Genomic DNA, 18935 nt, shown 5'->3' on the forward strand with positions numbered 1-18935 from the left:
GGCAGGCGTTGGGTCAGGAGGCCCTGGGCTCCGACGCCAGACCCTTGATCACCGATATCGTGGCAACGAGAAGCACGATGGTGAACGGGAAGCCGGTCGATACCGCCATCGCCTGAAGCGCCACCAGACCGCCGCCCAGAATCAGTGCAATTGCGACCAGGCCTTCGAAGGTGCACCAGAAGACGCGTTGCGGTGTGGGCGCATCGACCTTGCCGCCTGCAGCGATGACGTCGATCACCAGTGAGCCGGAGTCGGACGAGGTGACGAAGAACACCACCACGAGGATGATCGCGAGGAAGGAGGTGATCTGCGCCAGCGGCAGGACATCAAGCATGTAGAACAGTTGCAGCGGCAGGTCGGCGTTGGCCGCAGCCTCGTAACCGTCCTTGACCAGCTGGCTGATCGCAGTGCCGCCGAATACCGTCATCCACAGCACGCAGGCAAGCGAAGGCACGAGCAGCACCGAGACGATGAACTCACGTACCGTGCGACCACGCGAAACGCGGGCGATGAACATGCCGACGAAGGGTGACCAGGAAATCCACCACGCCCAGTAGAAGGCCGTCCAGCCCTGGGAGAAGTTCACGTCTTCACGGTTGATCGGATTGGCCAGTGCGGGCAGATACTCGAGGTAGGCGCCGAGGTTGTCGACAAAGCCGGTCATGATGGCCAGCGTCGGGCCGACCATGATCACGAAGGCAAGCAGAACAACGGCGAGCACCATGTTGATCTCGGACAGACGCTTCACGCCGGCGTCGAGTCCGGCCAGCACCGAAACCAGCGCAATGGCAGTAATGCCCACCACCAGCACGATCTGCGTGGTGTTGCCCAGCGGGATGCCGAACAGGTAGTTGAGGCCGGCGGCCGCTTGCGAGGCGCCGAAGCCGAGCGAGGTGGCGAGACCAAACAGGGTCGCGAGCACCGCGAGGATGTCGATCACGTGACCCGGCCAGCCCCACACGCGTTCACCGAGCAGGGGGTAGAACACAGAGCGGATCGTCAGCGGCAGCCCCTTGTTGAAGGAGAACAGTGCCAGACCCAGCGCGAGGATGGCGTAGATCGCCCATGGGTGCAGGCCCCAGTGGTAGATCGTAGCGGCCATCGCGAGGCGTGAAGCGCCCGCAGCATCACCGGCCGCGGCACCCAGCGGTGCCCAGTCGGTGCGCACGCCGTTCTCCATCGCGGTGCCACCGAGCGAACTGCCGAAGTGCGAGAGCGGTTCGGACACGCCGAAGAACATCAGACCGATGCCCATGCCGGCGGCAAACAGCATGGAGAACCAGCCGGTGTAGGTGTAGTCGGGTTTCGCTTCTGTACCACCGAGGCGGACCTTGCCCAGCGGAGAGATCGCCAGTCCGATGCAGACCAGAACGAAAATGTTGCCGGCGCCGATGAAGAACCAGTCGAGGTTCGAGGTCAGCCAGCCGCGCATGCTGCCGAACATGGGTTCGACCTGAGCCTGGAACATCAGGGTCAGGGCCACGAAGGCGATGACTGCGATGGCCGAGATTGCAAATACCCGGTTGTGGATGTCGAGGCCGAAGGGACCGACATTGACCAGGATGTTGTCCTGACCGATCTTGTAGTCGGTATCGATCGGGTTGACGTCACCGTCGGGGATCATGGGATCCCTTTTTTTTGTCATGGGAGGCTTCCTTGTTGGGGACGACTGAGAGGGGTGGATCGCCAGATACAAGGTACTAGGCTGATGCTACTTAGCGGCTGAAGTCTACCATGCATGAAAGTCGGCCTGCGCAGGTGCGACATGCGCCGATTGGGCTCATGACGCACCAACTCACTCGGAATCGAAGCCAAGCAGCCTTTGTTCGATGATCCGCTGAGTCACGCCCTCGGGTACGTCTTTCTCCCAGTTGCCCCGCCCGCGGCGAAGACCGGCGAGGGTTTCGGCGGCGTCGATCTCGAGGTGGCCGGCGTCCTGGGGTTCGATTGCGACCAGCTTGCCGTTCTCCTTGAGGTAAGCGAGCAGGTGGCGCAGGTGCTCGGGTACCGGGACGTTGTCGAGCGTGATCATTTCTGCCGCGCCGTGGGGGCGGGAAGGGTAGACGTAGACGTGCGTGTTGTCCGGGAACAGCTTGCCGAAGGCCTCGAGGATGCCGCCTTCGAGTCCGTCGTAGTATTTCTCGTCGAACAGCACTTCGAGATCGCGCACGCTCATGACGATGCCGATGGGTTTCTGCGTGTAGCGACGCAGGTAGGCGCGCAGGCGGAAGAAACGCACGTAGTCCGAGATCATCACCGTGTATCCCTGCGAGGCGAGCAGGTCGATGCGCGCAAGAAAATCCGCACCGTCGATGCTGTCGCCGCTGGCGAGTGAATTCATCGTGATCTCGGCCAGCGACAGGACTTCCTGTTCGGCCACCGCCGATTCCTGGCTGAACTGTTTTTGTCCGCCCAGCATCATGTCGATATTGACGCAGGTCACCGGCTTGAAGCTGCCACGGATGACCAGCATCGGCTTGCGGTAGAGCAGCTCGCCGGGCACGACAACCTCGCCTGCGGGGTTGAAGATGATCGCACGGGTCAGCCAGCTGCTGATCAGGTGCAGGTTCATCAGCCGGTTTTCGACTTCCTCGAAATATGGGCCGGAGAAGTGGATCAGGTCGACCTCGATACGCTCCGGGGAGAGTCCGTCAGCCAGGCCCTCGATCACCCATTCGGGCTGGTCGTGGTTGAAGAATGCGCCGTGGATCAGGTTCACGCCGAGAATGCCGAGGGCTTCGGACTGGAGGGCGTTGTCGTTGTCGAGCATGCGCACATGCAGGATCACGTCGCTCGGCTGCGCGCCCGGGTGAAGTTGCAGGCGGATGCCGATCCAGCCGTGGCATTCGTTCTTTTGCTTGAAGCTGCGCGCGGTAACCGTGGCTGCGTAAGCAAAGAAGGTGGTGTTCTTGGGGCGGACATGGGTGAGCCGGTCGACGACCTGAGTGAACTCCTTGTCCAGCATCTGCATCAGTCGTGCGCGACTGACATAGCGATCGACATGGCCGTAAATATCGTCGCTGACCGCCATGTCGTAGGCTGACATGGTCTTGGCCACCGTACCCGCAGCCGCACCGGCATGGAAGAAGCGGCGCGCGACTTCCTGTCCTGCACCGATTTCCACGATGGAACCGTACTTGAACTTGTCCAGGTTGAGGGCGAGTGCCTTCTGATCGGTCGAGAGGATGGTGTCGCGTTTGCGCATCGGGTCGGCTCCGTACGTTAGGACAGGGCGACGGACGCGAACGCGCCCGTCGCCGCAAGGCTAGGCTTATTTCAGTTCGAAGCCGCGCTTGTGCAGCGCTTCGACGAGGTGATCGCGGCCGGAAAGCGTCTCCGGGCCGGCGATTCTCTTGGCCGAGTGAATGGCCCAGGTACCGTGGACATTCATCTTCTGTTCTTCGTAGAAGCTCGCCATCGCCGCATTGTAGGCCTCGATGCCAGGCGCTTGCGCCGGCAGCGAATAGCGTTCGTGATGCATGACAACCGACTGTGGTGGGCGCGGCTTGACCGCAGCCGGTTTGGCCGGATCGGGCGTGCCCACGCACATGCCGAATACGGCGACAACGCGAGGCGGCAGGTTCAGCAGTTCTGCCACGGCTTCGGGCTTGTTGCGCATGCCGCCGATATACACCGTGCCCAGTCCGATCGATTCGGCTGCGGCGGCAGCGTTCTGCGCGGCCAGTGCCGCGTCGATGACGCCAACCAGGAACATCTCCATGTAATCGAGCGCAGCACTCGGGCGCTCGTTCGATGTCGCCAGGCCTTCGAGGCGGGCAAGGTCGGCAAGCCACACCAGTTGCAGCGGTGCATCGCGCACATGTGCCTGCCCCCCTGCGCATTCGGCGAGCGCTGCACGTGCGGCGGGATCGCGCACGGCCACCACGCTCCATGCCTGCAGGTTCGATGAACTGGAGGCCGACTGCGCTGCGGCGATGATGGCGGTCAGCTGGTCGTCGCTGACCGGGGTGGGCAGATAGCTGCGCACCGAGCAATGGCCAAGCAGGCTGTCGATGACCGGGCTCCAGCTTTGGGGGGCGGGCATGGCATTGCTGCCGTAACGGATGTCGAGGCGAGACTGCGTGTCGCTCATGTAATTGTCCTGTTCAATATGGGGGGGCGATTCGCCGGATTCCGTGTCGCAGCGCACTGCTGCGAGAAGGCTCCGAGTATACGTGCTTGAGGAGGTTCCGTTCATAGTGGCTGACGTTGCGGGCGATCACTGTTATAGTGCGCGCCGTGGCGGGTCTCCCCGCATTGCAGCGCGGTGAACCTGGTCAGGGCCGGAAGGCAGCAGCCACAGCCGTTCCCTGCAAGTGCCGGGGGTCGGGCTCGCCACCCTCATTCTAGAAAGGGCGTCTCCGAAAGGTGACGCCCTTTTTTCGTTCGTGCCATCCGACCCCGGCTGGTCGGTTCAGGCGAGGAGCGTGTCCATCAGCATCATGGCCACGAAGCCGATCATGAGGCCGCTGGTCGCCAGTGTTTCGTGCCCCTTGCGATGCGACTCGGGGATGATCTCGTGGCTGACGACGAACAGCATCGCGCCCGCAGCGCCAGCCAGCCCCCAGGGCAGCAATGCCGAAGACACCGTCACCATCAGCGAGCCGGCCACCGCCGCGATCGGTTCGATCAGTCCCGACAAGGCCGCAACCGCGAACGCGAGCAGGCGCGAATAACCGGCCGTTGCCAGCGCAATCGCCACGATCAGGCCTTCGGGGACGTTCTGCAGCGAGATGCCGGTCGCGACCGCGTTGCCGCTGCTGGCGGTTCCGCTGGCCACGCCGATGGCGAGCCCTTCCGGAATGTTGTGAACCGCAATGGCGAAAACGAAGAGCCATACGGCTGTCGCCGACTTCGATCCGTCCGGTGCGTGGGTGTGCGGCAGCATGCGATCCATTGCCAGTAACAGGCCGGCGCCGAGGGCGAGTCCTGCGGCAACGAGCAAGGCGGCGTCGGTGCTGCTCGCGCCTTGAACCTGTGCGGCGCTGAAGGCCGGTATCAGCAGTGAAAACACACTGGCTGCAAGCATGACGCCCGCGCCGAATCCGAGCAGCATGCCTTGCATGCCGGAACTGATCCGGCGCATGACCAGCAAGGGGACGGCCCCGAGCGCGGTCGCGGCGGCGGCCATCGCCCCACCCGCAACCGCGTCGGCGAGCGGACCGTCGAGCGCCGTCAGTCCGGACGCGATGCGGGTGGCCAGCAGACTGAAACCGATCAGGGCGATCAGCCAGCCGCCGGCGGCGCGCAAGGCGCCCGCTGTGCTGTTGGGCTGGAAATGCAGTCGGGCAACTCGAGCGATCATGGCAGTACCTCCCTGAATCTTTGCCCGGGCGACGTGTCAGGGCGCAGGCTTAGTATGGCCCTGGTGTTTCTATAGTAAAAATTGAACGTAATGATTGATGTGATAGGTGGGTGGTATCGGCATCGTGCATTCAGGCCCTTGAGTGCAGCGGCCGGCAGCGCATCCGAGGGAAGGGGGGGCTCAGACTGTGTAAGCGAAATCGGCACAGATCTCGCGCAGGGTTTCCAGCAGTGTCTGGTAGTTGAAGTTCGATGTGGTCATGGCTTTCTGGTCTCCGGGGTGTCCGTTGTCTGGGTTACGGCGCCAGAATAAGCGGCGTCTTTTGATAGCGCCAATCGATTGAATGTATTGTTTTGATGGTTGTTAATTATCGAAGGGTCTTGCCATCAAGCTCTCCCGGAGAGCCGGGGTTGCTCTGATAGAATCGCTGCCCATGAGCTATCAGGTTCTCGCACGTAAATGGCGGCCGAAGTCCTTCGGTACGCTGGTCGGACAGGAGCATGTGGTCCGCGCGCTTTCGCACGCGCTGACCACCGGCAGGCTGCATCACGCCTGGTTGTTTACGGGAACGCGGGGGGTGGGAAAGACCACCATTTCGCGCATTCTTGCCAAGGCGCTCAACTGCGAGACCGGTATCACCGCCGAACCGTGCGGCGTGTGTGACGCCTGTCGGGCGATCGACGCCGACCGCTTCCCCGACTACGTCGAGATGGATGCCGCGTCCAATCGCGGTGTCGACGACATGGCGGCCTTGCTGGACAAGGCGGTCTATGCACCGGTGCAGGGGCGCTACAAGGTCTACATGATCGACGAAGTGCACATGCTCACCGGCCATGCCTTCAATGCGATGCTGAAGACGCTCGAAGAGCCGCCGGAGCACGTCAAGTTCATTCTTGCGACGACCGATCCGCAGAAGATTCCGGTCACCGTGTTGTCGCGCTGTCTGCAGTTCAACCTGAAGCAGATGCCGCAGGGCAGTATCGTTGACCATCTGTCGGGTGTGCTTGCGGCCGAAGAGGTTGTGTTCGAGCCCGGCGCGCTGCGCCATATTGCCAAGGCGGCAAACGGTTCGATGCGCGACGCGCTGTCGCTGCTGGATCAGGCCATTGCCCACGGCGCGGGGAAGGTGGTCGAGGAGCCGGTCACGCACATGCTCGGCACGGTCGGAGACGACCACCTGCATGCATTGCTCGATGCGCTCGCAGCGGGTGATGTCGCCGCGATGCTGGCGGTCGCCGACGGCATGGAAGCACGCAGTCTTTCTTTCGATGCAGCGCTGCAGGCACTGGCTTCGATGCTGGGTCGAATCGCGCTGTTTCAGTTCGCACCTGGCGCCATTTCCGACGACGTAGAACGTCAGCGTCTGGCACCGCATGCCGAAAAATTCGATGCCGAGTTTCTCCAGTTGGCGTACCAGATCGCGATCCACGGTCGCGACGAGTTGGCGCTGGCGCCTGACGAATACACCGGCTTCAGCATGACGCTGTTGCGTTTGCACGCGTTCCGGCCTGATCAGCCTGCTGCGATGGGCTCTCCTGCGCTTGCGGGGAGCGGCGGCAGCGGCGAGGCGAGGACGGTTTCACCGGTTTCTGGGGGGGCTGAAACGCGTCCGGTTGCGGCTGCGACACCGGCTTCATCCGCAGCCTCCGTCGCCGAGCGCAGTGCGGCACCATCGCCCGCGCCTCAGCCGGTCTCGCCCCCACCTGTCTTGCAGCCTGCCATGACCGCGCCGGTCGAAAGAAAGCCCGAGCCGCAGCCTGAGATCAAGCCGAAGGTCGAGTCTGGGTCCGGCCCAAAGCCGGCCAGTCGCGACCTGGCGCCCTGGGAGGATCTGCCGCCCGAGGCGATGATGCATGACGACGCGTATTCGGGGGGCGCCAATGCCTTCGACGACGAGGCGGATGCAGCGCCCGCGGTTCCGGCTCCGCCAGCAACGCCTGCGGATAAGGCTGCCGCGCGACCCGAGGCGTCTGCGCACACGCCGGCGCCTGAGTCGCCGATTGTTGTGCCAGGCGCACCTGCAGCGACTCCTGCGCCGCGGGATGCCCACGCTGATGCCGATCTGGCTGCCGCATTTGCCGCAAGTGACTGGCGCACGGTGGTCCGGTTGCTCGGTATCGGTGGGCTGGTGCGCGAGCTTGCGCAGCACTGCGAGTGGGTCGAATGTGTCGATGACCTGCTGGTCCTGCGCCTGTCCGATACCCATCGCCATCTGCTCGACATGAACCGGGCTGCGGTCGAGCGCGTGCAGGACCAGCTTGCGTCCGCACTGTCGCGCCCGCTCAGAATTCGGGTCGATGTCGGTGCAATCACCGGCGAGACACCCGCCCAGCGTGATGAAATCGAGCGTCGCGCGCGCCATGCGGTCGCGGTGGCTGCGCTCGAAAGCGACCCCTTCGTGCGCGAACTGATCGAGCGCTTCGATGCCACGCTGGTCGAAGCCACAGTCAAACCCTTCTAACCATCCATCTCACTTTGGGGAGTTGTCACCATGATGAAAGGCGGTCTCGGAGGCCTGATGAAACAGGCCCAGCAGATGCAGGAAAACATGAAGAAAATGCAGGACCAGTTGGCCAGCGTCGAAGTCGACGGCCAGTCCGGTGCCGGCATGGTCAAGGTCGTCATGACCTGTAAGTACGATGTGCGCCGGGTCTCGATCGACGACTCGGTCATGGACGACAAGGAAATGCTTGAGGATCTCGTCGCTGCGGCTGTCAATGACGCCGTGCGCAAGGTCGAGAGCACCACTCAGGAGCGCATGGCCGGCTTTACCTCGGGCCTGAACCTGCCGCCCGGATTCAAGCTGCCGTTCTGATTCCAATGCAGCCTTCGAGTCTTGACGAACTGATCGACGCCCTGCGTTGCCTGCCCGGGGTTGGCCCCAAGTCGGCGCAACGCATGGCCTATCACCTGTTGCAGCGTGATCAGCGTGGCGCAGGCCGCCTGGCGCGTGCGATGGGTCATGCACTCGAAGTGCTGCGTCATTGCGACCGCTGCAACACCTTCACCGAAGAGGCTGTGTGCCAGCGCTGCGCCAGTCCGCGGCGTGATGCCAGTCTGCTGTGCGTGGTCGAGATGCCTGCCGATCTTGCGATGATCGAGCAGACACAGTCCTATAACGGGCTGTACTACGTCCTGATGGGGCGCCTGTCGCCTCTGGACGGCGTCGGGCCGCGCGAGCTGAAGCTCGACAAGCTCCTTGCCCGGGCGGGCGATGGCAGTGTGCGGGAAGTGATTCTTGCCACCAACTTCACCAACGAAGGTGAGGCAACCGCGCATACACTTGCCACCTTGCTGGGCGCGCGGGGACTGTCCGTGAGCAGGCTGTCGCGCGGTGTGCCGGTGGGCGGCGAGCTTGAGCATACCGACATTGGCACGATCGCCCAGGCCCTGGTCGAGCGACGGGGGCTTTGATGGCTGATATGGTGCGCCGCGGCATGTGCGGGGCCTTCGAGGCGTCGTCCGGCGTGCGCAGGGGCTTGAAATCCTTGACTGCTCAAGGTCTTGAGCGGTCTATGGCTTTCTCTGTTGCAGTGAGTTCGCTATAATCCTTGGGTTTTTGTATCCAGGTCTTTCGTTTTCCATACTGGGAAGAGGGTCATGAGCGTTGAACAAAAGATGGACAGCGGTCGCCGCACATTGTTGCTGGCAACGTCTGCCGTAGGTGGCGCTGCCGCCGTGGCGACGGCAGTGCCGTTCGTTGCCAGTCTGACGCCGTCCGAGCGCGCCAAGGCAGCAGGCGCGCCGGTTGAGGTGGATGTGGGCAAGCTCGCTCCGGGCGAGATGATGACGGTCGAGTGGCGCGGCAAGCCGGTCTGGGTGCTCCGTCGCACCCCCGAGATGTTGGAGGCGCTTGCGAAAGCCGAACCCAACCTCAGCGACCCGGGTTCGGAGAAGCAGCAGCAGCCCGAGTACGCAAAGAACCAGCACCGTTCGATCAAGCCGGAGTATCTGGTCGCGGTCGGTATTTGCACGCACCTCGGTTGCTCGCCGTCGGAGAAGTTCAAGCCGGGCGCGGAAGCAGGCATGTCTGCTGACTGGCCGGGCGGTTTCCTGTGCCCCTGTCACGGTTCGATGTTCGATCTGGCTGGCCGCGTGTACAAGAGCATGCCGGCGCCGGACAACCTCGAAATTCCGCCGCACAAGTACCTTGCGGACACCACTATCCTCGTTGGCGACGACGGAAAGGCGTAAGTGATGACGACCAAATCTCAAGCCTTGCTGAACTGGGTCGATGAGCGTTTTCCGCTGACCTCGTCGATCAAGGGTCACCTGACCGAGTACTACGCACCGAAGAACTTCAACTTCTGGTATTTCTTCGGCTCGCTGGCGCTCATGGTTCTGGTGATCCAGATCGTGACCGGTATCTTCCTGGTCATGCACTACAAGCCCGATGCCTCGCTGAACGCAGCTGGTGTGCCGGTGGCTTTTGCCAGCGTCGAGTACATCATGCGCGATGTGCCGGGTGGCTGGATCATCCGTTACCTGCACTCGACCGGTGCCTCCGCATTCTTCATCGTGGTCTATCTCCACATGTTCCGCGGTCTGCTCTATGGCTCGTATCGCAAGCCGCGCGAGCTGATCTGGATCTTCGGTACCCTGATTTTCCTGGTGCTGATGGCCGAAGCGTTCATGGGCTATCTGTTGCCATGGGGGCAGATGTCGTTCTGGGGTGCGCAGGTGATCGTGAACCTGTTCTCGGCCATTCCGCTGATCGGACCCGACCTGTCGCTGGTGATTCGTGGTGACTTCGTCGTTTCGGACGCCACCCTGAACCGCTTCTTCTCCTTCCACGTCATTGCCGTGCCGCTGGTGCTGATCGGCCTCGTTGCTGCCCACATCGTGGCGCTGCACGAAGTCGGCTCCAACAACCCGGACGGTGTGGAAATCAAGAAGAAGAAGGACGCCAACGGCATCCCGCTCGACGGCATTCCCTTCCATCCGTACTACACGGTCAAGGACATCGTCGGCGTGGTGGCCTTCCTGTTCTTCTTCAGCGCAGTGGTGTTCTTTGCGCCTGAAGCAGGTGGTTACTTCCTCGAGTTCAACAACTTCCTGCCGGCCGACCCGCTGGTGACCCCGCCGCACATCGCGCCGGTGTGGTACTTCACGCCGTTCTACTCGATCCTGCGTGCCGTGACCTATCCGCTGTTCGGTCTCGACGCCAAGTTCTGGGGCGTGGTGGCGATGGGCGCATCGGTGGTGATCATTGCCTTCCTGCCGTGGCTGGACCGCAGCCCGGTCAAGTCGATGCGCTACAAGGGCGTGATCTTCAAGGGCGCTGTTGCGATTTTCGTGGTCTGCTTCGCCATTCTCGGTTACCTGGGTGTGCTCCCGCCGACCCCGGGCCGTACCCTGGTTTCGCAGATCTGCTCGGTCCTGTACTTCGCCTTCTTCCTGGCCATGCCGTGGTACAGCAAGCTCGACAAGTGCAAACCCGAACCGGAAAGGGTGACTTTCAAATGAAATCGCGTGTAATCAATTTCATCAAGCGTGCCGCTGCCGTCGTGCTGTTTGCGCCGGCAATGGCGATGGCTGCCGGTGCTGTTCTGCACCTCGACAAGGCGCCGGTGAGCACGGAGCCGGCTGCGCTGCAGCACGGTGCCAAGCTCTTCGTCAACTACTGTCTGAACTGTCACGGCGCTTCTTTCCTGCGCTACAACAGGCTGCAGGACATTGGTCTGTCCGAGGAGTCAATTCGCGACAATCTGATGTTCACCGGTGAAAAGACCGGCGATCTGATGAAGATCTCGATGCGCCGTGAAGAGGCCAAGCAGTGGTTTGGCGCAGCGCCTCCCGACCTGACCCTGGTTGCACGTGCCCGTGCTTCAGAGTTCGGCAGCGGTGCCGACTGGCTCTACACCTACCTGCGCCAGTTCCATCGTGACCCGAACCGTCCGACGGGCTGGAACAACCTGGTTTTCCCGAACGTCGGCATGCCGCACGTGCTGTGGGAGCTTCAGGGTGAGCAGGTGGCGAAGGCCGGCGAGCATGGTTCGACGCTCGAACTGGTCAAGCCGGGCAAGCTGACCGCCGAAGAGTACGACAATGCCATCGCGGATCTCGTGTCCTACATTGTCTGGATGGGAGAACCCGTCGCCGAGAAGCGCAAGACCATCGGCATGTTCGTACTTGCCTTCCTTGCAGGTTTGTTCGTTCTTGCGTTCGCGCTGAAGAAGAACTACTGGAAGGATATTCATTGAGCGGATCGGTGAATGGCCGTAAGGCCTGACACTCGCTTCTCTCCAGACGCACCGCGCAAATCAATGCGTGGTGCGCTTTTGTTTTTTGCATCCGGAGTCGCAACATCATGATGAATCTTTATTCCGGTACGACCGATCCCTTCAGTCACCGTTGCCGGATCGTGCTCTTCGAAAAGGGCATGGATTTCGAGGTGATCGATGTCGACCTCTACAACAAGCCCGAAGATATTGCGGTCATCAACCCCTACGGCCGAGTGCCGGTGCTGGTGGATCGCGATCTCGTGCTGTACGAGTCGAACATCATCAATGAATATATCGACGAGCGTTTCCCGCACCCGCAGTTGATGCCGCCGGATCCCATCCTGCGTGCGCGTGCGCGGCAACTGCTGCATACGTTCGAGCACGAACTGTTTGCTCACATCGCTGCACTCGAGGCCAACCAGAAGGGCGTGGACAAGACCCGTGCTCATGTGCGCGACCACCTGACACAGCTCGCGCCGATCTTCACCAAGCAGAAGTTCATGCTGGGCGACGAGTTCTCCATGCTGGATGTGGCGATTGCGCCCTTGCTGTGGCGTCTTGAGCACTACGGAATCGAGCTGCCGAAAGCGGCTGCTCCGATGATGAAGTACGCAGAGCGCATTTTCAGTCGTCAGGGTTTCATCGACGCGCTGACGCCTTCCGAGAAGGTAATGCGGCGCTGACATGAAGACGCCTGGACCGGCTGGGGCGCGTCCCCTCCGGTCGGGCGGAACTTAGGACACGCAAGACATGGTATCCACCAAGCCCTACCTGGTTCGTGCCATCTACGAATGGTGTTCTGATCAGGGTTTTACGCCCTACCTTGCCGCCCGGGTCGATTCCAGCACCCGTGTGCCACCCGGCTACGCCAAGGACGGCCAGATCGTGCTCAACGTCGGGTCGGACGCGACCAACAAGCTGTCGATGGACAATGAGTCGATCAGCTTTCAGGCGCGTTTCAATGGCTCGGTGCAGCACATCCTGATTCCGATGAGCAATGTTCTTGCCGTCTATGCGCGCGAGAACGGCCAGGGGATGGCGTTCGAGGCGGACATCGATGAGGGCGAGCCGTTCGAGGAAGATGCTGCGGATGACGCCGATGCGACCGGGCTCGAGCTTGCGCCGGAGCCTTTGGCATCGTCCGAGCCGTCCGAGTCGCCCAAGTCCGGTGACGATCGCCAGCCGCCCCCCCGCGGCGGGCATCTGAAGGTCGTCAAGTAATACCCACCCGTCAGGCGGCGCTCAATTGCGCAGCCTGACGTTGGTGATCTGCCACCCACGTCTCGTACAGCGCGCCAAGCCGCCGACTCATTTCTTCGGTGTGCCACTGTTGTGCATATTCCCGCGCATCGACGCCCAGCTGCTGCAATTGCCGGCAGTCGCTCAGCAACTGGCCGACGACCTCCGCGAACCGGGCCGGGTTGTTTGGTGCGATCCTGCAGCCCTGTTGTGGCGCAAGGATGTCTACGGTCCCCATTTCGGCAAGGGCCACTACCGGCGTACCCAGTGCCATCGCTTCCAGCAGTACCAGTCCCTGCGTTTCGGTGCGCGACGCGAACACAAAGACATCTGCGGCCCGATAGCAGTCGTGCAATTCGTTGTGACGGTCGAGGTAGCCCAGGAAGCGGATGTGCTCGCTGAGTCCTGCACGTTCGACCTTTGTTCGCAGGCTGCCCAGTGCAGGGCCTTCACCGGTAACGAGCAGCATTGCAGCGGGTTCGGTCTTGCGCAATTCGCCCACCATGTCGATGAGGAAGTCGATGTTCTTCTCGTGCGCCACCCGACCGACAAAGAGCAGCAGACGCCTGCTTTTGGGGATGTCGTAGCGCTGACGGAAGTGACAGCCGTCACCGCCGTGGAACTGGTGTTCCGGAATACCAGTGGGGAGGATGTGTACGGGCGCATTCACGCCATAGCCCGCCAGTGTGTCGGCCATCGCTCGCGAGGGCACGATGACGGCGTCGAGTCCGTTGCATTGCTGGCGCGAGAATCGTCTTGCGGCGCCACGCAGCCATGCGCGTGGCACGAAGGGCACGTAGTGGAAGAGATATTCCTCGAAGAAGGTGTGATACGTGCCGACGCAGGGAAGGTCGAGCGCCTTCGCCAGTTCGAGTCCGGCGTAGTGGGCCACGAACGGGGTGTGGATATGTACCAGGTCGAAGTGCTGCTGTTTCAATGATTCGATCTGCTCGCGGATGGCGCTGCGCCGCATCATCCGGTCCTCGGGGTCGAGGGGGATGAAGCGCGAGGGAATCCGGATCAGGTCGTCCGTGCTCCTGCCACCGTCCTGCGGATAGGCGGGAGCAATCAGGCTGGAGTGGATGCCGTGTGCCTTGAGTGAGTTGCGGAAGGTCTCTATCGATGTGCTGACCCCGTTTATGCGAGGGAAGAACACGTCTGAAATCATCAGGATATTCATGGTCTGTGCCGGTTGCCGTAGGCCCAATCTAGTCTGTTCCGATGACTGCTTCATTGCAGACCTCGGGTGAGGATGGGTTGTTACAGTTTCCGGTTGACCCACATCATCGGTCCGGTGACGATTCTGCGTTATAAAGCGGCACCGCAAGGCCCGCGCGGGCCGATGTTCAGGAGAATGCAAGGATGGCACTGATGCAATGGAACGAGCAGCTTCAGCTCGGTCTCGGAAAGATGGACAAGACCCACGAGGAGTTCGTGAGCCACTACAACGCCGTTGTCGAGGCGGCGCCCGAGCAGTTTCTAGCGCGGCTCGATGACTTCATCGCCCACACCGAAGCACACTTCGATCAGGAAAATCGCTGGATGGAGCAGGTGAACTTTCCCGGTTGCCACCGTGCGGAACACGACCGGGTGCTGGTGGTGATGCGTGACGTTCGCAACCGCATTGAGCGCGGTGATGCGTTTCTTGGCAAGCGCTTGATGGAGGAGTTGCCGGCCTGGTTCGATAATCACGTCAGCGGCATGGATGCCGCGCTGGCCTTTCATCTGGACAGTATCGGATTCGACGTCGAGACCGGCGTGATTACCCCGCCTGAGGGTGACTGCAGCGGCAGTGCAAACGCAGGCGGTTGTGCCTGTACGTCGGCGCCTGCCCGGGCCGGCGCCGAACAGGTCTAAGCCACGCCCCGCGATACCCCTGCAGTGTCAGGGGTGTCGGACGGGGAAGCGCACTGTCGGTGCGCGCCCATGCATCAGGCCCGCGAGAATCTCGGCCGAGCCGCAGGCCAGGGTCCAGCCCAGTGTGCCGTGACCGGTGTTGTACCAGAGGTTGACGCCGCGGCCCTTGCCGATGATGGGCAGGTTACTCGGGGTGGCGGGGCGGAGTCCCGTCCACAGTTGCGCCTGTTCCGGGTCGATTGCGCCTGGCAGCCGTGTCCGTGCCCAGTCCAGAATGGCACGGCCGCGTTCTGGATCGATCGTGAGATCGAAACCGTTGAGCTCGGCAGTGCCGGCGATACGAAGCCGGTCTCCGAGACGGGAGCAGACGATGCGGCGGGACTCGTCGGTCAGGCTGACCTGCGGCGCCCGCGCGGGATCTGCAACCGGTGCTGTAATCGAATAGCCCTTCACCGGGTAGATTGGCAGGCGCTCGCCAAGCGCATGCACCATGAGGGGGCTGAAGCTGCCGAGGCATACCACATAGGCGTTCGCGGTCAGGGTGCCAGCCCGCCCTTCACGGTCACGCACCTCGACACCGTCGATCAGGCCGCCGGTGTGGGTCAGGCGTTCGATCGTCGTCTGATAGTGAAACTGCACGCCGTCGCGCGCAAGCACCCCCGCCAGCGCACCGGTAAAGCGCATCGCGTCGCCGTTTTCGTCGCCGGGCGCATACAGACCGCCCGCCAGTGTTGGTGCGAGTGTCGCGAGCGCGGGCTCGATTGCAAGGCATTCGGCAGCCGAGCAAGCCCGGGCTTCAATGCCGAGTTGCATCAGCTGCTCTGCGCGTGCCGGTGCATGAGCGAAATCCGAGGCGCTGAAAAAAAGGTGAAGGATGCCCTGCTCGCGCGCATCGTAGTCGTTCTCGATGCCGGCGGCTGCGCGTACCCGGTGCAGTTCGCGCTGACTGTGGATGGCAAGCGCAGCAATCGCCTCGGTGTTGCGCTTCGCACGCCACGGCAGGCACTCATGCAGAAAGGACAGCGCCCAGCGCCATTGGTCGAGGCTTGCCTGAGGGCTGAAGCGCAGCGGGGCGTCGTGTTTGCCAAGCCAGCGCAGCGCCAGAAAGGGGGCCGCCGGGTTGGCCCAGGGCTCGGGATGGCTGACCGAGATCTGGCCACCATTGGCAAAGCTCGTTTCCTGTCCAGCTTGCGGCTGGCGGTCTATCACGCTGACCTCGAACCCCGCCTGCTTCAGGTACCAGGCGGTGGTGACGCCGGTGATGCCGGCGCCGAGAACCATCACATGCATAACTTGGCTTTTGTGCTCCAGAGAGGCTGCCCAGTGCGTGTGCGGGGCAGGGCGGCGAACCGCCAAGCCGTAAATGATAACCGCCAGCGTGCAACTCGTGGTGCGCAGACGTCCCGGAAACGGGATAATCGGGTCTGACATCTTCAATCATCCGTCTCCGGGAGTTTTGCACATGCGTCGCGTCACCCTTACCCAATTCCTGATCGAGCAGCAGCGCGCCGGACGCGTATCGGCCGATCTGCGGCTCTTGCTCGAGGTCGTGGCTCGCGCGTGCAAGGCGATCGGAGTCAATGTGTCCAAAGGGGCGCTTGCCGGTGTGCTGGGTGAGGCCGGTACCGACAACGTGCAGGGCGAGGCACAGAAGAAGCTCGACGTGATTGCCAACGAGATTCTGCTGCAGGCCAACGAATGGGGCGGCCACCTTGCGGCAATGGCGTCCGAAGAGGTCGAAACCGTGCATCAGATCCCGTTCGACTTTCCCAAGGGCGGCTATCTGCTGATGTTCGATCCGCTCGACGGCTCGTCAAACATCGACATCAACGTCACCGTGGGTACGATCTTTTCCGTGCTGCGCAACCCCGAGGGCGAGGGTGATCCGACCGAGGAAAGCTTCATGCAGCCCGGTCGGGAGCAGGTGGCAGCCGGCTATGCGATCTACGGCCCCTCCACCCAGCTCGTGCTCACAGTGGGCAAGGGCGTTCACGCCTTCACGCTCGACCGCGAAATGGGCAGCTTCATCTATACCACTCCCTACATGACGGTACCCGAGGAAACCCGCGAGTTCGCGATCAACGCCTCCAACGCCCGCCACTGGGAGGCGCCGGTTCAGCGCTACATCTCAGAGCTGCAGGAAGGCAAGGCTGGCCCCCGTGGCGTCGATTTCAACATGCGCTGGGTGGCGTCGATGGTGGCTGACGTGCACCGTGTGCTGACCCGTGGCGGCATCTTCATGTACCCGCTCGACGAGAAATGTCGTGCCCAGGGCGGCAAGCTGCGGCTCATGTACGAAGCCAACCCGATGGCCATGCTGATCGAGCAGGCCGGTGGCGCGGCCACCACCGGGCGCGAGCGCATCCTCGATATCCAGCCCGACAAGCTGCATCAGCGCGTACCCGTCGTGCTCGGCTCGAAGAGCGAGGTCGAACGCGTGACTTCATACCATCTTGAAGCTTGATTCGCTTCTCCGTGCCTTGAGCCTCCTGGCCCTGGGGTGTTTCCTCTTGTGGGGAAACAGCGCCAGGGCACAGGATCGTGTCAGCGTAGCGCTCGAAGCGCCGGAAACGGTCAGCGTGCTCCTGCGTCAGCACGTGCGCCTGCTTAAGTCGGCCGAGCTGACGGTGCCCGAGGTCGGGCCCGATCAGACCGCGCTGGTGCGACGCACACGGCGGGAAGTTGTCGATCTGCTCTCCACGGAGGGCTATTTCAACCCCGAAGTGAGGCTCGATCGGCGTAGCGGGGACAAATGGACGCTGACCGTGGAGCCTGGCGTACGGGCTGCCATTACTGCCGTCGATATCGGTTTCGAAGGCGAACTGGCGAGTGCGAGCGAAGCCGAGGCGGCAGCCTTGCGCGACAGTCTGCGCGAAAATTGGGCCTTGTCGGTGGGCAAGCCCTTTCGTCAGTCCGAATGGGATAGTGCCAAACAGCAACTGCTCGATGCGGTCAGTCGCCGCCGTTACGCTGCGGCGCGCACACTGAGTACCCGTGCCGAAGTCAATGAGGCCGGCACCGAAGTGGCGCTGTCGGTCGTGATCGACAGCGGCCCGACTTTCAGACTTGGCGAACTCGCAGTCAGTGGTTTGAGCCGACTGCCGGCCGATCTTGTTACGCGCTACAGCACGGTCGAGGCGGGCGATATCTACGATCAGGACGCCTTGCTTGCCTTGCAGGAGGCCTTGCAGGGTGCGCCCCAGTTTGCGTCGGTGGTGGTCGATATCGAGCGTGACCCGGCACTGGCTGCTGCCGTGCCCGTGCGTGTGCAAGTGGCAGAGGCCCAGTCGCGGCGCCTGAGTTTTGGTGCAGGTGTATCGAGCAATACCGGTTATCGGGTCGAGGCTGCGTATCGCGACGTCAATATTCTTTCGCGCGGATGGGAACTGTCATCGGGCATCCGTCTCGAGCAGTTGCGCCAGTCGCTTTTCGCCGATCTGTTCTTTCCGCCGGCGCCGGACGGTCATCGCGACAGCATCGGTGCGCTGATCGACAACAGCGATCTCGAAGGACTGAAGACCGAAAGCCAGGCGATCGGTATCGGTCGGACCACCATCCGCGGTGATATCGAAACCCAGATTGCCCTGCGGTTGCAGCATGAGTCCCTGCATCCCGATGGCGCCGATCCCTCCAGCCTGACAACGCTGACGGCAAACTGGACCTGGGTGCAGCGAGCGGTGGATAACGTGCTCGATCCGCGGCGCGGGCACGTCCTCGAGGTGCAGATTGGCGGCGGCTCGAGTATCGCGCTTGCGGAGCAGGACTTCGTGCGACTCTATGGCCGCTATCAGCACTATTTTCCGATCGGCGAGGCCGACATGCTGACCCTGCGCGGAGAGCTGGGTGCCACGCTCGCGCCTTCCCGCGACGGTATCCCGCAGGATTTCCTGTTCCGCGCCGGCGGCTCGCAATCGGTGCGAGGCTATGCCTATCAGAGCCTCGGCGTAACTGAAGGCGATGCGACCGTGGGTGGCCGTTATCTGGGGACCCTCAGTGGCGAGTACGTGCATTGGTTTCGTCGTGACTGGGGCGTTGCGGCCTTCGTCGATGCCGGCGATGCCGCGGATTCACGCAGTGAGTTCCGACTGCGCACCGGCTACGGTCTGGGCGCGCGCTGGCGCAGCCCGGCAGGGCCTCTTGCAATCGACCTCGCATGGGGCCACGACGACGCCCGGCTGCGTCTGCACTTTGGCGTAGCGGTCGCGTTCTGAGCTCGCCGCTGCGGCGCAGCAAATTTTTCTTCCGTCTCCGCTCTTGAAATAGCGAAACCCCGCCCCTATTATTAGCACTCGTTGGCAGTGAGTGCTAAC

At 62.5% G+C, this 18935-nt stretch carries 17 protein-coding genes and 1 other RNA gene; 12 read left to right on the forward strand and 6 right to left on the reverse strand.

Features of this window, described 5'->3' with window-relative positions:
• Positions 1-13 precede the first annotated feature (13 nt).
• From CEW87_RS10935 to CEW87_RS10945, 3 genes are all read right to left on the reverse strand, one after another.
• Positions 14-1645: a BCCT family transporter gene (locus CEW87_RS10935; RefSeq protein WP_108972976.1), complete on the reverse strand. Its 1632-nt coding sequence runs from the start codon at positions 1643-1645 to the stop codon at positions 14-16.
• 150 nt (positions 1646-1795) lie between these two features.
• Positions 1796-3205, reverse strand: a complete 1410-nt coding sequence (locus CEW87_RS10940; RefSeq protein ID WP_108972978.1) for a nicotinate-nucleotide adenylyltransferase — start codon at positions 3203-3205, stop codon at positions 1796-1798.
• A 66-nt stretch (positions 3206-3271) separates the two neighbouring features.
• A complete protein-coding gene (locus CEW87_RS10945) occupies positions 3272-4093 on the reverse strand; it encodes a nitroreductase family protein (protein ID WP_108972980.1) in 822 nt (273 codons plus the stop codon).
• A 148-nt stretch (positions 4094-4241) separates the two neighbouring features.
• On the opposite strand from CEW87_RS10945, the gene ffs reads away from it, so the two are divergent.
• Positions 4242-4340, forward strand: an RNA gene (gene ffs / locus CEW87_RS10950) — signal recognition particle sRNA small type.
• 74 nt (positions 4341-4414) lie between these two features.
• Here ffs and CEW87_RS10955 read toward each other — a convergent pair.
• Positions 4415-5305, reverse strand: a complete 891-nt coding sequence (locus CEW87_RS10955; protein WP_108972982.1) for a ZIP family metal transporter — start codon at positions 5303-5305, stop codon at positions 4415-4417.
• 433 nt (positions 5306-5738) lie between these two features.
• Here CEW87_RS10955 and dnaX point away from each other — a divergent pair, with 433 nt between their 5' ends.
• The 8 genes from dnaX to CEW87_RS10995 all read left to right on the forward strand — a co-directional run bounded on the left by dnaX (position 5739) and on the right by CEW87_RS10995 (position 12750).
• Positions 5739-7766, forward strand: coding sequence for a DNA polymerase III subunit gamma/tau (gene dnaX, locus CEW87_RS10960; RefSeq protein WP_108972984.1), 2028 nt, complete (start codon positions 5739-5741; stop codon positions 7764-7766).
• 30 nt (positions 7767-7796) lie between these two features.
• Entirely contained in the window at positions 7797-8120 is a 324-nt protein-coding gene (locus CEW87_RS10965; protein WP_108950793.1) for a YbaB/EbfC family nucleoid-associated protein, read from the forward strand.
• Positions 8121-8125: 5 nt separating this feature from the next.
• Positions 8126-8719 carry a recombination mediator RecR gene (gene recR / locus CEW87_RS10970; protein ID WP_108972986.1) on the forward strand — a complete coding sequence of 198 codons (594 nt, stop codon included), beginning with the start codon at positions 8126-8128 and terminating at the stop codon, positions 8717-8719.
• A gap of 186 nt (positions 8720-8905) precedes the next feature.
• Positions 8906-9499: a ubiquinol-cytochrome c reductase iron-sulfur subunit gene (gene petA / locus CEW87_RS10975; RefSeq protein WP_108972988.1), complete on the forward strand. Its 594-nt coding sequence runs from the start codon at positions 8906-8908 to the stop codon at positions 9497-9499.
• A 3-nt stretch (positions 9500-9502) separates the two neighbouring features.
• Complete coding sequence (locus CEW87_RS10980; protein ID WP_108972990.1) at positions 9503-10771, forward strand: cytochrome b; 1269 nt, start codon at positions 9503-9505, stop codon at positions 10769-10771.
• Positions 10768-11508 carry a cytochrome c1 gene (locus tag CEW87_RS10985; RefSeq protein WP_108972992.1) on the forward strand — a complete coding sequence of 247 codons (741 nt, stop codon included), beginning with the start codon at positions 10768-10770 and terminating at the stop codon, positions 11506-11508. Before CEW87_RS10980 ends, CEW87_RS10985 begins: the two co-directional genes overlap by 4 nt.
• Before the next feature lie 107 nt (positions 11509-11615).
• On the forward strand, positions 11616-12212 hold the full coding sequence (locus CEW87_RS10990; RefSeq protein ID WP_108972994.1) for a glutathione S-transferase N-terminal domain-containing protein: 597 nt from the start codon (positions 11616-11618) through the stop codon (positions 12210-12212).
• Positions 12213-12279: 67 nt separating this feature from the next.
• Positions 12280-12750, forward strand: coding sequence for a ClpXP protease specificity-enhancing factor (locus CEW87_RS10995; RefSeq protein ID WP_108972996.1), 471 nt, complete (start codon positions 12280-12282; stop codon positions 12748-12750).
• Between the two features lie 10 nt (positions 12751-12760).
• Here CEW87_RS10995 and CEW87_RS11000 read toward each other — a convergent pair whose 3' ends face one another.
• On the reverse strand, positions 12761-13948 hold the full coding sequence (locus tag CEW87_RS11000; protein ID WP_108972997.1) for a glycosyltransferase: 1188 nt from the start codon (positions 13946-13948) through the stop codon (positions 12761-12763).
• Positions 13949-14130: 182 nt separating this feature from the next.
• On the opposite strand from CEW87_RS11000, the gene CEW87_RS11005 reads away from it, so the two are divergent.
• Entirely contained in the window at positions 14131-14625 is a 495-nt protein-coding gene (locus CEW87_RS11005; RefSeq protein WP_108972999.1) for a hemerythrin domain-containing protein, read from the forward strand.
• A 27-nt stretch (positions 14626-14652) separates the two neighbouring features.
• On the opposite strand, the gene CEW87_RS11010 is transcribed toward CEW87_RS11005, so the two are convergent.
• Positions 14653-15915 (reverse strand): D-amino acid dehydrogenase, encoded by a 1263-nt coding sequence (locus tag CEW87_RS11010; RefSeq protein WP_108973001.1) that lies wholly within the window; start codon positions 15913-15915, stop codon positions 14653-14655.
• A 172-nt stretch (positions 15916-16087) separates the two neighbouring features.
• On the opposite strand from CEW87_RS11010, the gene CEW87_RS11015 reads away from it, so the two are divergent.
• A complete protein-coding gene (locus CEW87_RS11015) occupies positions 16088-17089 on the forward strand; it encodes a class 1 fructose-bisphosphatase (protein ID WP_108973002.1) in 1002 nt (333 codons plus the stop codon).
• A gap of 46 nt (positions 17090-17135) precedes the next feature.
• Positions 17136-18836: an autotransporter assembly complex protein TamA gene (locus tag CEW87_RS11020; protein WP_234421728.1), complete on the forward strand. Its 1701-nt coding sequence runs from the start codon at positions 17136-17138 to the stop codon at positions 18834-18836.
• Positions 18837-18935 lie beyond the last annotated feature (99 nt).

The sequence above is a fragment of the Parazoarcus communis genome (assembly GCF_003111665.1).
In the GTDB taxonomy this organism is placed as follows: domain Bacteria; phylum Pseudomonadota; class Gammaproteobacteria; order Burkholderiales; family Rhodocyclaceae; genus Parazoarcus; species Parazoarcus communis_B.